Here is a 13598-nt window from a genome sequence, read left to right on the forward strand (position 1 = left end):
AGGCGGCCGGCCCCGACCGCTCGGGCATGATGGCGCACCCACGACGCAGCGGCCGGCCCCCTGCCCCGCTGCGCAATCCAGGCACACGTTCCTCCATGACATCAGGCCTTGGTTTCTTGATCGCCGCCCGCCAATGCGAGATCCGCGAGCTGGAACAGCTGATGCTGACCAGCGAGCTGGTGCAGCGCACCGGCCAGTTCACCCATGCGCTGCAGCGGGAGCGCGGCATGAGCAACCTGGTGCTCAGCTCGGGCGGCAGGCGCTGGACGGCCGAGCGGACGCAGCAGATCGCCGAATGCCGCCGGCTCGAGGCCGAGGCGCGCGCCGCGTTCGACCGGCTCGACATCGACGGCGGGCGCATCGGCAACGGCGCCCGGCTCTTCAGCCGCATCGCCTACGTGCTGCATGGGCTGGAATCGCTGCCCGCGCTGCGCCAGCGGATCGACGCGCTCGACGGCATCACCGCGGCCGAGGCCACGCAGGCCTTCACCCGGCTGGTCTCGGGCCTGCTGGCGGTGGTGTTCGAGGCGGCCGACAGCGCGAGCGATCCGCAGGTCTCGCGCCTGCTGGTGGCGATGTTCAATTTCATGCAGGGCAAGGAGTTCGCCGGCCAAGAGCGCGCCACCGGCGCCGCCGCCTTCGCCAGCGGCCGCTCCGATGCCCGGCGCCAGCAGCAGTGGCTGCACCTGATCGATTCGCAGGAGCGCTGCTTCCAGGTGTTCGTCGATTTCGCCGAGGCCGGTCCGCTCGCGCTCTGGCAGGCCTGCAACGACGGCCGGCCGCTGGCCGAGCTGGAGCGGCTGCGCCGCATCGGCTGCACCGCGCCCGAGGACGGCCTGCTCGACCCCGAGGCCAGCCAGGGCTGGTTCGACAGCTGCAGCGCCCGCATCGACGCGATGCAGGCGGTCGAGGCGCGGCTGGCGACGGACCTGCTGGCGCGCTGCCGCAGCAAGATCGCCCAGGCACGGCAGGACCTGCGGTCGCAGCGGTCGCTGCTGGCGGCCCTGGCCGGCCCCGCGCCGGCGCCGGGCGGCTTCACGGCGGCTCCGCAGTCCTACGGCCCGCACCTGGAGCGCTCGGTACTGGAGATGATGCAGGAGCAATCGCGCCGCCTGCAGGCGATGAACGACGAGTTGACGACCGTGCGCGCCTCGCTCAACGAACGTAAGCTGGTCGAGCGCGCCAAGGGCCTGCTGATGGCGCACCGCCAGTTGAGCGAGGAAGAAGCCCACAAGATGCTGCGCCAGACCGCGATGAGCCAGAACCGCCGCCTGGTCGACGTGGCCGAGGCGGTGCTGGCGATGGCCGATCTGCTGCCCGGTGGTGCGCGCTGACGGGCGATCGCGCTGCCATCCTCCGCTCATGGTGCGCTGCGCCACGGCATGGCACCGCGCTGCGCACTACGCCCCGGCGATCTGCCTTGCGCGCACCGCGACGGACCGCTTTTGCCGCCGAAACCGCCGCCACGCACTGGCACGACTCCTGCTTTGTCCTGGTTCGTCACCCGGCCAACGGCGGTCGGGTCACAAGGTCACCCAGACACCCGGACAATGGCGTCCATCTCCCACCGGCGGCGTCAGCTCGCGGTCGAGAGATGGGCGCCGTTTTCATTTTCCGGGTCGGTTTTCCGACACATTCAGGAGTTGAAAAGATGGCAACGCAGTCCCCCGGTTCCGCCCCCGCAACCGCTACAGCCCCCGCCAGCGCAGGCCGCCGCGATTTCCTGTGCAAGGCCGGCGTCGTGGGCACCGGCGCGATCTTCTCCAGCCTGGGCCACGGCGGCGTCTGGGCCGCCGGCTCCGATGCACCGGAGAAGGCGGAGGTGAAGATCGGCTTCATCCCGCTGACCGACTGCGCCAGCGTGGTGATGGCCTCCGTCCTGGGCATCGACAAGAAATACGGCGTGAAGATCGTGCCCAGCAAGGAGGCCAGCTGGCCCGGCGTGCGCGACAAGCTGGTCAACGGCGAACTCGACTTCGCCCACGTGCTCTACGGTCTGGTCTACGGCGTGCACTTGGGGCTAGGCGGCGCCAAGAAAGACATGGCGGTGCTGATGAACCTGAACCACAACGGCCAGGCGATCACCCTCTCGAAGAAGCTGGCCGACAAGGGCGCGATCGACGGCCCGTCGCTCGCCAAGCTGATGGCCACCGACAAGCGCGAATCCACCTTCGCCCAGACCTTCCCCACCGGCACCCATGCGATGTGGCTGTACTACTGGATGGCGGCCTACGGCATTCATCCGCTCAAGGACAGCAAGGTCATCACCGTGCCGCCGCCGCAGATGGTGGCCAACATGCGCATCGGCAACATGGACGGCTTCTGCGTCGGCGAGCCGTGGAACCACCGCGCCATCATGGACGGCATCGGCATCACCGGCGTCACCACCCAGGACATCTGGCAGGACCACCCCGAGAAGGTGCTGGGCACCACCGGCGAGTACGTCAGGAAGTACCCCAACACCTGCCGCGCGGTGACCGCCGCCATCCTGGAGGCCGGCAAGTGGATCGACGCCGGCCTGCAGAACAAGATGAAGATGGCCGAGACGATCGCCGACAAGTCCTACGTCAACACCAGCGTCGACGCGATCAACCAGCGCATCCTGGGCCGCTACCAGAACGGCCTGGGCAAGACCTGGGACGACCCGAACTACATGAAGTTCTACGCCGACGGCAACGTCAACTTCCCGTACCTGTCGGACGGCATGTGGTTCCTGACCCAGCACAAGCGCTGGGGCCTGCTGAAGGAGCACCCGGACTACCTGGCCGTGGCCCAGCAGATCAACCAGATCGGCATCTACCAGGACGCCGCCGCCGCCAGCAAGACGCCGGTCCCCAAGGACACGATGCGCACCAGCAAGCTGATCGACGGCACCGTCTGGGACGGCAAGAACCCGAAGCAGTACGCCGATTCGTTCAAGGTCCACGCCTAGCACCACCAGGGTCGGCACCGTCTTCCACTCGGCCCTCGCCGCCCCGCCCACCGATCCGCCGGCCCCCGGCTGGCACCACCCGTTCGTCACTATGAATACCATAGCAGCAAGTCCAAGCGAATCGCCGGCTACAGGCCTGAAAGATGTCCAAAAACCGGCCCGCACGCCGCGCGACTGGCGGGTCTTCTGGCTGCGGGCACTGCCACCCGTCGTCGGCATCGCGCTGCTGGGCGTGGTGTGGCAGCTGGTCTCGGCCGTCACCGCCGGCGGCATCCCGACGCCGGCCGACACGCTGCAGCAGGCGATCGTCGTCTTCAGCGATCCGTTCTACAGCAAGGGCCCGAACGACCAGGGCGTGGGCTGGAACGTGCTGGCCTCGCTGCAGCGGGTGGCGCTGGGCTTCGGCCTGGCGGCGGTGGTGGGCATTCCGGTGGGCTTCGCGGTCGGCCGGTTCCGCTTTCTGTCGCGGATGTGCAATCCGCTGATCAGCCTGCTGCGGCCGGTCTCGCCGCTGGCCTGGCTGCCGATCGGGCTGCTGGTCTTCAAGGGCGCCAACCCGGCCGCCATCTGGACCATCTTCATCTGCTCGATCTGGCCGATGATCATCAACACCGCCGTGGGCGTGCAGCGGGTGCCGCAGGACTACATGAACGTCGCCCGGGTGTTGGACCTGAGCGAGTGGAAGATCCTCACCAGGATCCTGTTTCCCGCCGTGCTGCCCTACATGCTGACCGGCGTGCGCCTGGCCGTCGGCACCGCCTGGCTGGTGATCGTCGCGGCCGAAATGCTGACCGGCGGCGTCGGCATCGGCTTCTGGGTGTGGGACGAGTGGAACAACCTCAACGTCAAGAACATCATCATCGCGATCTTCGTGATCGGCATCGTCGGCCTGCTGCTCGAATATGCGCTGATCAAGCTGGCGACCGCGTTCACGTTCGAAGAGGTGAAGTCATGAGCAACGCATCACTCAGTACCAAATTCATCGAAGTCCAGAACGTCGCCCAGACCTTCAAGACCGCCAAGGGCGCGTTCCCGGCCCTGCGCGACATCGACCTGACCGTCGCCAAGGGCGAGTTCGTCGCGCTGATCGGCCATTCCGGCTGCGGCAAGTCCACGCTGCTGAACCTGATCGCGGGCCTCACCACCCCCACGCAGGGCACCCTGCTCTGCGCCAACAAGGAGATAACCGGCCCCGGCCCCGAACGGGCGGTGGTGTTCCAGAACCATTCGCTGCTGCCCTGGCTCACCTGCTACGAGAACATCTTCCTGGGCGTGGAGCGGGTCTTCTCCGCCACCGAATCCAAAGCCCAGCTACGCGACCGCACCCAGGCCGCGCTGGCGCTGGTCGGACTGGTGCCGGCGGCGCAGAAGCGGCCCGGCGAGATCTCCGGCGGCATGAAGCAGCGCGTGGGCATCGCCCGGGCCCTGGCGATGGAGCCGCAGGTGCTGCTGATGGACGAGCCCTTCGGCGCACTCGATGCGCTGACCCGCGCCAAGCTGCAGGACGAGCTGCTGGCCATCGTCGCAAAGACCCGGAGCACCGTGGTGATGGTGACCCACGACGTGGACGAGGCGGTGCTGCTGTCCGACAAGATCGTGATGCTGACCAACGGCCCGGCCGCCACCATCGGGGAGGTGCTGGCGGTCGACATTCCGCGGCCCCGCGACCGGGTGGCGTTGGCCGAGGACCCGCAGTACGCGCACTGCCGCAAGGCGGTGATCGATTTCCTCTACACCCGCCAGGCCCACGTGGAGAAGACCGCGGCATGACCGGACCCGGCGGGCAGTCGAGGTCGTGGCCCGCGGTCGAGAAGGTGTCGAGGGGCTGCGCATCGCATTCGCTGGCAGGCATTCGCCCGGCGCAGCTCCGGGCGAAAGAACCTGCGGCCTACTGACTCGCACTGAACGGCATATATCGGAGAAACATGGGAAATCTTTGTTCTGCGAACCTTGATCGCGTGGAAGCGCCCCGTACCTACTACGTGACCGATCAACAGACGCCCGAGCGGCCGCGACGGGCAAGTCCACTCCCGGGCAACTCGCCTCTGCTGGGGCGGGGCCGTGCATCACAGCGGCCCTCGCCCATGGGAACTCCGGCGAGGTCCCCGATGCCCGGGCAACCGAACAGCGTGGAGTTGAGGATGCTCGAAGAAATCAGGGGCATGGCCACACTGATCGATAACCTCCAGCAACGCGCCTACGGCATAGAAGGTCTGGAAGCCCAATACGCCGATGCCGTAGCGCTAGAGCTGCAGAGGCAGGCGCGTCTGAACGGTGACGTCAGAGCAGGGGGAGCGGACGACTTCAGACGGCGATCGGATCGCATCATGCGGCGAATCGACCGCCACTACCGGGACTACCCGGAGACCAGCGCACGGCTGCCGCGCGGCGGCGATGCCCAGGTTCCGAGCGACGTTCTGAAGACGGCCATGAACATGCTGTTCAAGGTCGAGACGATCGTCAGTCTGCCCGCTGATGTCAGCGAGGGAGATCAGCTCCAGATCGGCAAAATTCTTCTCGATCTTGCCAAGAACCTGCCGGTCCGCCCCGCCGTCATCGATGCGGCCAGGGCCGCGCAAAACGATCCCCAAAAGTTGATCGGCGAATTGCAGGCGCTGGTGCAACGTGACCGATCGGTCTGGACGCTGGGCAGGAATTGATACGTTGATACGCCTTCTCGCACCGCCTGGGGCGCACGCGCGCACCAATCCGAAGCAGCACTTGCTCGTCTTGTCCGCCCGGCATGCCGCACCGCGGCAAATCGCGCCGCGCAGCGGCGCTGCACGGTGCATTCCGACTGGCACACCTCTTGCATCGTTCCCGCCATAGGTCCTTCACGGCAACGGCGTCGCGGAGGGCCTGAGGACAAAGGCGTCCGCATGTCGTACCAGCTCCGCTGGCCACGGTCCTGCGGACGCCTTTTTCGTTTTCAGGATGGCCCCACGGAGAACTGCCATGGACATGCGCGTGAAGAAGCAGAAGCTGGTGTTGGTCGGCAACGGAATGGCCGGCGTGCGCACGCTAGAAGAGCTGCTGAAGATCGACCCCGACCTCTACGAGATCACCGTCTTCGGCGCCGAGCCGCATCCCAACTACAACCGCATCCTGCTCTCCCCGGTGCTGGCGGGCGAGCAGACGGTCGACGAGATCGTGCTCAACCCGTGGTCCTGGTACGAAGAGAACGGCATCACGGTGCATGCCGGCCGCAAGGTCACCGAGATCGACCGGGTCCGGCGGGTGGTGCGGGCCGACGACGGCACCGAGGCGGCGTACGACCGGCTGCTGCTGTGCACCGGCTCCAACCCCTTCATGCTGCCGGTGCCGGGCGCCCGGCTCGAAGGCGTGATCGCCTACCGCGACATGGCCGACACCCACACCATGATCGAGACCGCCAAGACGCACCGGCATGCGGTGGTGATCGGCGGCGGCCTGCTGGGGCTGGAGGCCGCCAACGGCCTGATGCTGCGCGGCATGAGCGTCACCGTGGTGCATGTGAACGCCTGGCTGATGGAGCGCCAGCTGGACGACGTGGCCGGCGGCATGCTGCGCAAGTCCCTGGAAGACCGCGGCCTGAAGTTCCGCCTCAATGCCCATACCCAGGAGTTGGTGGGTAACGACGCCGGCCGCGTCAGCGCGATCCGTTTCAAGGACGGCACCGAAGAGTCCGCCGACCTGGTCGTGATGGCCGTCGGCATCCGCCCCAACACCGCCCTGGCCGAGAAGAGCCGGCTGCACTGCGACCGCGGCATCGTCGTCACCGACACGCTGCAGACGGTGACCGACGCGCGCATCTACGCGGTCGGTGAATGCGCCGCCCACCGCGGCATCGCCTACGGCCTGGTGGCGCCGCTGTTCGAGCAGGCCAAGGTGGCGGCCAACCATCTGGCCGAGATGGGCATCGGCCGCTACCTGGGCTCGCTCACCTCCACCAAACTCAAGGTCACCGGCATCGACCTCTTCAGTGCCGGCGAGTTCATGGGCGGCGAAGGTACCGAGGAGATCGTGATGAGCGACCCCTTCGGCGGCGTCTACAAGAAGCTGGTGATCAAGGACGACAAGCTGGTCGGCGCCTGCCTCTACGGCGACACGGTCGACGGCAGCTACTACTTCAAGCTGCTGCGCGAAGGCCGCAGCGTGAGCGACATCCGCGACCGGCTGATGTTCGGCGAATCCAACCTGGGCGACAGCGGCCACCAGGGCCAGAACAAGGCGGCCGCGATGGCCGACGGCGACGAGGTCTGCGGCTGCAACGGCGTGACCAAGGGCGCCGTCTGCAAGGCGATCAAGGAGAAGGGCCTGTTCACCCTGGAAGACGTGCGCAGGCACACCAAGGCCAGCGCGTCCTGCGGCTCCTGCACCGGCCTGGTCGAGCAGATCATCATGTTCACCGCGGGCGGCGACTACTCGTCCACCCCCGAGAAGAAGGCCCTCTGCGGCTGCACCGACCACAGCCACCAGGAAGTGCGCGACGCGATCCGCAAGGAGCACCTGACCAGCATGGCCGAGGTGCAGCGCACCCTCGGCTGGAAGACGCCCAACGGCTGCGCCACCTGCCGCCCGGCGCTCAACTACTACCTGATCAGCACCTTCCCGAAGGAGGCGAAGGACGATCCGCAGAGCCGCTTCGTCAACGAGCGCAGCCACGCCAACATCCAGAAGGACGGCACCTATTCGGTCATTCCCCGCATGTGGGGCGGCACCACCACCGCGGCCGACCTGCGCCGCATCGCCGACGTGGCCGACAAGTACGCGATTCCCACCGTCAAGGTCACCGGCGGCCAGCGGATCGACCTGCTGGGCGTCAAGAAGGAAGACCTGCAGGGCGTCTGGGCCGACCTGGGCATGCCGAGCGGCCTGGCCTACGCCAAGGCCCTGCGCACGGTGAAGACCTGCGTCGGCAGCGAATGGTGCCGCTTCGGCACGCAGGACAGCACGCAACTGGGCAAGGACCTGGAGCGTGCGCTGTGGGCGATGTACGCGCCGCACAAGGTCAAGCTGGCCGTCTCCGGCTGCCCGCGCAACTGCGCCGAATCGGGAATCAAGGACGTCGGCATCATCGGCGTCGATTCGGGCTGGGAGATGTACGTCGGCGGCAACGGCGGCATCAAGACCGAGGTGGCCCACTTCTTCGTGAAGGTGAAGACCGCCGAGGAAGTGATGGAGCACGCCGGCGCCTTCCTGCAGCTCTACCGCGAAGAGGGCTGGTATCTGGAGCGCACGGTGCACTACATCGGCCGGGTGGGTCTGGACTACGTCAAGAAGAAGATCCTCGACGACGAGGCCGGCCGCAAGGCGCTGTGGGAGCGGCTGCAGTTCTCGCTCGACGGCGCGCCCGACCCGTGGCTCGAATCGGCCAAGGCATCGGTCGATACCCGCCAGTTCACGCCGGTCATCCCGATCGCCGTGGCCGTCTGAACGACGCACCGCACCACGAGGAAACCCCATGAGCGAATGGAAACCCATCTGCCGCGTCGAGGACATCCCGGTCCTCGGCTCCCGCCGTGTCGCCCGCCCGGTGGGCATCGACGTGGCGGTGTTCCGCAACGACCAGGACCGGGTCTTCGCCCTGCTCGACCGCTGCCCGCACAAGGGCGGCCCGCTCAGCCAGGGCATCGTCTTCGGCACCAGCGTGGCCTGCCCGCTGCACAACTGGACGATCGGCATGGACGACGGCTGCGCCAAGGCGCCCGACGAAGGCTGCACCCCGCGCTTCGCCGTCCGCGTCGATGCCGGCGTGGTGCACCTCGATGCCGGCGAGCTGGCCACCCACGCCACCGACCTGCCGCGCCCCGTGGCCGGACCGCGTGCGTCGGGCGCCCACGGCGCCAACGACACCGGCCATCCGCAAAACGACATGGCCGGCACCGCCGCCTGAGCGCCCCGCCCCGCCGCCTGCCTCCTCCCACCACGAGCGAAACCGCCCATGCAGGAAACCAAGTCCACCTGCCCGTACTGCGGCGTCGGCTGCGGCGTGGTGATCGAGTCGCACGACGGCCAGATCACCGGCGTGCGCGGCGACCCGGAGCATCCGGCCAATTTCGGCCGGCTCTGCACCAAGGGCTCGACCCTGGCCCGCACCGCCACCGCCCAGGTCACGCTGCAGACGCGGCTGCTGCAGCCTATGCTGCGCGCCCGGCGCGGCGCCGCACCGCAAGCAATGCCCTGGGACACGGCGCTCGACCTGGCGGCCGACCGCTTCGCCGACACGATCCGCAGCCACGGCCCGGACGCGGTGGGTTTCTACCTGTCGGGCCAATTGCTCACCGAGGACTATTACGTCTTCAACAAGCTGGCCAAGGGCCTGATCGGCACCAACAACGTCGACACCAACTCGCGCCTGTGCATGAGCAGCGCGGTGGCCGGCTACAAGCAGACCCTCGGCGCCGATACGCCGCCGGTCTGCTACGACGACGTCAACCATGCCGACTGCCTGTTCATCACCGGCAGCAACACCGCCTGGGCGCACCCGATCCTCTACCGCCGGATCGAGGACGCGCGCGCCGCCAAGCCCGCGATGAAGACCGTGGTGGTCGACCCGCGCCGCACCGACACCGCCGCCGCCGCCGACCTGCACTTGGCGATCCAGCCCGGCACCGACGTGATGCTCTACCACGGCATGCTGCACATCATGCTGTGGGAGGGCTGGACCGATGCGGCCTACATCGCCGCGCACACCACCGGCTTCGATGCGTTGAAGGCCCTGGTGCGCGACTGCACGCCCGACAACGTGGCCTTCCTCTGCGGCATCAAGAAGGAATACCTGTTCCAGGCCGCGCGCCTCTTCGCCACCTCGGCCGCGACGCTCAGCCTCTACTGCATGGGCCATAACCAGTCGACCAGCGGCACCGCCAAGAACACCGCGCTGATCGGTCTGCACCTGGCCACCGCCCAGATCGGCCGTCCCGGCGCCGGCCCGTTCTCGCTCACCGGGCAACCCAATGCGATGGGCGGGCGCGAGGTGGGCGGCCTGTCGAACCTGCTCTCGGCCCACCGCGACATGGCCGACCCGCGGCACCGGGCCGAAGTGGCGGCGCTGTGGGGCGTGTCCGACGTGCCCGCCGCCCCGGGCAAGAGCGCGATCGACATGTTCCAGGCCGCGGCCGACGGCGAAATCCGCGCACTGTGGATCTCCTGCACAAACCCGGCGCAGTCGATGCCCGACCAGGCGATGGTGCGCCGCGCACTCGAGCGTTGCGAGTTCGTCGTGGTGCAGGAGGCTTTCGCCACCACCGCCACATGTGCCTTCGCCGACCTGCTGCTGCCCGCCACCACCTGGGGCGAAAAGGTGGGCACCATGACCAACAGCGAGCGCCGCATCAGCCGGGTGCGCCCCGCCGTGCCGGCCCCCGGCGTCGCCCGCCACGACTGGGCCGCCGCCACCGATTTCGCGCAGCGGCTGGCCGTGCGGCTGCCGGGCCTGCCGCAGCACCTGTTCCCGTATTCGCTCGACCCGCTCGCCGCAACCGCGTCGGCCGAAGCCATCTGGAACGAGCACCGCGAGACCACCCGCGGCCGCGACCTCGACATCACCGGCCTGTCGTGGGCGATGCTCGATGCCCAGGGCCCGCAGCAGTGGCCGCTGCCCGAGGGCGGCACCTCCACCGCGCGGCTCTACGAAGACGGCCGCTTCGCCACCCCCGACGGCCGCGCCCGCTTCGTCGCCGTGCCCTACAAGGCGGTGGCCGAGCCGCGCGACGCGCGCTACCCGTTCTCGCTCACCACCGGCCGGCTGCGCGACCAGTGGCACGGCATGAGCCGCACCGGTACGCTGGGCCGGCTGTTCGGCCACGTGGCCGAGCCGGCGGTGCAGCTGCACCCGTCCGACATGGCGCGCCGCAAGCTCGCGGCCGGCGACCTGGTGCAGCTCAGCTCGCGCCGCGGCTCGATCGTGGTGCCGGTGCAGCCGTCCGAAGACGTGGGCATGACCCAGGCCTTCATGGCGATGCACTGGGGCGAAGAATTTTTGTCGGGCCAGTCCTCCATCGGCCAGCGGCTGGCCGGTGTCAACGCGCTCACCCTGCCCGCCTACTGTCCCGATTCCAAGCAGCCCGAGCTGAAGCACACCGCGGTGAAGGTGCTGAAGGCCGAATTGCCCTGGACGCTGCTCGGCATGGCCTGGCTGCCCGAGGGCGAGGCGCTCGCCGCCCGCGACGCGCTGCGCACGCTGATGGCGCAGTTCCCCTTCGCGACCTGCGTGCCCTTCTCCAACAACGCTCCGCTGGCCGCGCCCGAGCAGGAGCGGTTCGGCGTGCTGTTCCGCGCCGCGGCCCACGAGGCGCAGCCCGAGGCCCTGGTCGCGCAGGTCGAACAGCTGCTGGGCCTGGCCGCGCCGGACGCACTGCGCTACGCCGACCGCCGCCGCGGCCAGCGCCGGGCGATCCGCCTGCGCCGCGACGGTGCCGACGCCTTCATCGACGGCTTCGTCCTGGCGGGCGACACCCGCGCCGAATCCTGGCTGCGCACCCTGCTGCAGGACGAGCTGCCGGCCCAGGCCTACGGCCGGCTCCTGCTGGTGCCGGGCGCCACCGCGCCGGTGGCGGTGGAATCGCGCGGCCGGCAGGTGTGCACCTGCTTCGACGTCACCGAGCCGGCGATCGCAGGTTTCCTGGGCGGCTGCGCCGGCAGCGAGGACGCCCGGCTGGCGACGCTGCAGGGCGCGCTGCGATGCGGCACCAACTGCGGATCGTGCATACCCGAGCTGCGGCGCATCGTGCGGGCCACGCCCGCCGCCGCGGCGGAGCCGGCCGCCGCGGCGGAGCCGGCCGCCACCGTGGGCGCATGACGACCCTGGCGTCATTCGGCATATAGCCGAAAGTGGGAACCGATCTTCGACAATCGAAGGTCCCGCATTTCCCCCGAACGAGACATACGATCCCGCATGGGCATCAGCCACTACATCAAGGAAATCGGCCGCGGCGCCCGCGGCGCCCGGCCGCTCGACCGCGCCCAGGCGGCGGACCTGTTCGGCCAGGTACTCGACGGCAGCGTGACCGACCTGGAGATCGGCGCCTTCTGCCTCGCGATGCGGATCAAGGGCGAGACGCCCGAGGAGATGGCCGGCTTCCTCGACGCCACCGTCTCCCGCACCGCCCGCGTGCCCGCCTCGCAGCGGCCGGTGGTCGTGCTGCCCAGCTACAACGGCGCACGCCGCCTGCCCGTGCTGACGCCGCTGCTTGCCCTGCTCGTGGCCCGCGAAGGCCTGCCGGTGCTGGTGCACGGCGCAGCGACCGAATCGGGCCGGGTTTTGGCATCGGATGTGCTCGAAGCCCTCGATATACATCGACTACACGCTATCAATATCATAGCAAACGGCACGGTGGCCTTCGCGCCGACCGAGTTGCTCTGCGTCGGCCTGAAGCGCCTGCTGGACGTGCGCCGGGTGGTCGGCCTGCGCAACCCGGCGCACAGCGTCGTGAAGCTGACGAACCCGTGCGACGGCCCGGCCGTGCTGGTGGCCAGCTACACCCACCTGCCGTACGCCGAATCGATGGGCGCGGTGTTCGAACTGACCGGCGCCACCGCGATGCTGTCGCGCGGCATGGAGGGCGAGGTGGTGGCCGACCCGCGCCGTACGCCCGAGATGACCGGCTTCGTACACGGCACCCGCATGCAACTGCAGGCCCAGCAGCCGGGCACGCTGCCCACGGTGCCCGGCCTGCCCACCGAGATCGACGTGCGGACCACCGCCGACTACACCCGCGCGGTGCTCGGCGGAGCGCTGCCGGTACCGGGTCCCATCGCCCGCCAGGTGGAATACATCTTGCGTATCGCCGCCCAGGAGACAGCGACGCGCCAGGCCCTCGCCCCGGCCGCACGACAACCGAATCAGGAGCCACGACCATGACGATGCACGATCCCCTCGCCCCCCTGCCCCACGGCAGCTGCACCCTGGTGGGCGCCGGCCCGGGCGATCCGGACCTGCTGACGGTCAAGGCGGTCAAGGCGATCCGCGCGGCCACCGTGCTGCTGGTCGACGACCTGGTGGCGGACGCGATCGTGGCGCTGGCCTCGCCCACCGCCCGCGTCGTCTACGTCGGCAAGCGCGGCGGCTGCAAGAGCACGCCGCAGGCCTTCATCGACAAGCTGATGCTGATGGCGGTGCGCGACGGCGAGAGGGTCGTGCGGCTCAAAGGCGGCGACCCGTTCATCTTCGGCCGCGGCGGCGAAGAGGTGGAGCACCTGCGCGCCGCCGGATTGCAGGTCGAGGTGGTCAACGGCATCACCTCGGGCCTGGCCGCGATGACCGCGATCGGCGTGCCGCTGACCCACCGCGAGCATGCCCACGGCGTGGTCTTCGTCACCGGCCATGCCAAGCCCGGCGACTCCGGCACCGACTGGCGGGCGCTGGCCGCCACCGCGCATGCGGCACGGCTTACCCTGGTGATCTACATGGGCGTGTCGGGCGCGGCCCGCATCCAGGACGAGCTGCTATCGGGCCTGCCGGCCGGCACGCCGGTGGCCGTCATCCAGAACGCGACGCTGCCGACGCAGCGGCATGCGGTCACGACGCTCGGCGCGCTGCAGTCGACGATCGTGGCGCAGGGGCTGGGCAGCCCGTCGGTGATCGTGGTCGGCGATGTGCTGACCGGCTTGGCTGCGGCCCGAACCCGACCGGCGCTGGGAGGCCTGCGCGCCGCCTGAGGCCCGGCCCGGCACCGGCCGCCTC

Annotated in this window: 10 protein-coding genes; all 10 read left to right on the forward strand. The window is 69.2% G+C overall.

The genetic code is table 11. The features are described 5' to 3' along the window. Nucleotides 1-95: 95 nt before the first annotated feature. The 10 genes from DFQ15_RS02095 to cobA all read left to right on the forward strand — a co-directional run bounded on the left by DFQ15_RS02095 (nucleotide 96) and on the right by cobA (nucleotide 13573). Nucleotides 96-1334: a nitrate regulatory protein gene (locus tag DFQ15_RS02095; protein WP_110464370.1), complete on the forward strand. Its 1239-nt coding sequence runs from the start codon at nucleotides 96-98 to the stop codon at nucleotides 1332-1334. A gap of 317 nt (nucleotides 1335-1651) precedes the next feature. After that, complete coding sequence (locus tag DFQ15_RS02100) at nucleotides 1652-2932, forward strand: CmpA/NrtA family ABC transporter substrate-binding protein (protein WP_110464371.1); 1281 nt, start codon at nucleotides 1652-1654, stop codon at nucleotides 2930-2932. A 91-nt stretch (nucleotides 2933-3023) separates the two neighbouring features. Further along, complete coding sequence (ntrB, locus tag DFQ15_RS02105; RefSeq protein WP_110464372.1) at nucleotides 3024-3887, forward strand: nitrate ABC transporter permease; 864 nt, start codon at nucleotides 3024-3026, stop codon at nucleotides 3885-3887. Continuing rightward, nucleotides 3884-4702 (forward strand): ABC transporter ATP-binding protein, encoded by an 819-nt coding sequence (locus DFQ15_RS02110; protein WP_110464373.1) that lies wholly within the window; start codon nucleotides 3884-3886, stop codon nucleotides 4700-4702. The genes ntrB and DFQ15_RS02110 overlap by 4 nt, the downstream gene beginning before the upstream one ends. A 392-nt stretch (nucleotides 4703-5094) precedes the next feature. After that, nucleotides 5095-5592 carry a hypothetical protein gene (locus DFQ15_RS02115; protein ID WP_146228619.1) on the forward strand — a complete coding sequence of 166 codons (498 nt, stop codon included), beginning with the start codon at nucleotides 5095-5097 and terminating at the stop codon, nucleotides 5590-5592. A gap of 295 nt (nucleotides 5593-5887) precedes the next feature. Continuing rightward, nucleotides 5888-8347, forward strand: a complete 2460-nt coding sequence (gene nirB, locus DFQ15_RS02120; RefSeq protein ID WP_199399797.1) for a nitrite reductase large subunit NirB — start codon at nucleotides 5888-5890, stop codon at nucleotides 8345-8347. 28 nt (nucleotides 8348-8375) lie between these two features. Beyond that, on the forward strand, nucleotides 8376-8807 hold the full coding sequence (gene nirD / locus DFQ15_RS02125; protein ID WP_110464375.1) for a nitrite reductase small subunit NirD: 432 nt from the start codon (nucleotides 8376-8378) through the stop codon (nucleotides 8805-8807). Nucleotides 8808-8855: 48 nt separating this feature from the next. After that, the gene (locus DFQ15_RS02130) at nucleotides 8856-11714 is read left to right on the forward strand and encodes a nitrate reductase (protein ID WP_110464376.1); all 2859 of its coding nucleotides are present in this window, start codon (nucleotides 8856-8858) and stop codon (nucleotides 11712-11714) included. Nucleotides 11715-11810: 96 nt separating this feature from the next. Next, nucleotides 11811-12776 (forward strand): DNA-binding protein YbiB, encoded by a 966-nt coding sequence (gene ybiB, locus DFQ15_RS02135; RefSeq protein WP_110464377.1) that lies wholly within the window; start codon nucleotides 11811-11813, stop codon nucleotides 12774-12776. Continuing rightward, entirely contained in the window at nucleotides 12773-13573 is an 801-nt protein-coding gene (gene cobA, locus DFQ15_RS02140) for a uroporphyrinogen-III C-methyltransferase (RefSeq protein ID WP_233504230.1), read from the forward strand. The genes ybiB and cobA overlap by 4 nt, the downstream gene beginning before the upstream one ends. Nucleotides 13574-13598: the final 25 nt, after the last annotated feature.

Origin of the sequence: Xylophilus ampelinus, assembly GCF_003217575.1 — a bacterium.
Taxonomy (GTDB): Bacteria; Pseudomonadota; Gammaproteobacteria; order Burkholderiales; family Burkholderiaceae_C; genus Xylophilus; species Xylophilus ampelinus.

Excerpts from the sequence above, each read along its gene's own strand:
- DFQ15_RS02095 (WP_110464370.1), top strand. The coding sequence starts at position 96 with ATGACATCAGGCCTTGGTTTCTTGATCGCCGCCCGCCAATGCGAGATC.
- DFQ15_RS02100 (WP_110464371.1), top strand. The coding sequence starts at position 1,652 with ATGGCAACGCAGTCCCCCGGTTCCGCCCCCGCAACCGCTACAGCCCCC.
- ntrB (WP_110464372.1), top strand. The coding sequence starts at position 3,024 with ATGAATACCATAGCAGCAAGTCCAAGCGAATCGCCGGCTACAGGCCTG.
- DFQ15_RS02110 (WP_110464373.1), top strand. The coding sequence starts at position 3,884 with ATGAGCAACGCATCACTCAGTACCAAATTCATCGAAGTCCAGAACGTC.
- DFQ15_RS02115 (WP_146228619.1), top strand. The coding sequence starts at position 5,095 with ATGGCCACACTGATCGATAACCTCCAGCAACGCGCCTACGGCATAGAA.
- nirB (WP_199399797.1), top strand. The coding sequence starts at position 5,888 with ATGGACATGCGCGTGAAGAAGCAGAAGCTGGTGTTGGTCGGCAACGGA.
- nirD (WP_110464375.1), top strand. The coding sequence starts at position 8,376 with ATGAGCGAATGGAAACCCATCTGCCGCGTCGAGGACATCCCGGTCCTC.
- DFQ15_RS02130 (WP_110464376.1), top strand. The coding sequence starts at position 8,856 with ATGCAGGAAACCAAGTCCACCTGCCCGTACTGCGGCGTCGGCTGCGGC.
- ybiB (WP_110464377.1), top strand. The coding sequence starts at position 11,811 with ATGGGCATCAGCCACTACATCAAGGAAATCGGCCGCGGCGCCCGCGGC.
- cobA (WP_233504230.1), top strand. The coding sequence starts at position 12,773 with ATGACGATGCACGATCCCCTCGCCCCCCTGCCCCACGGCAGCTGCACC.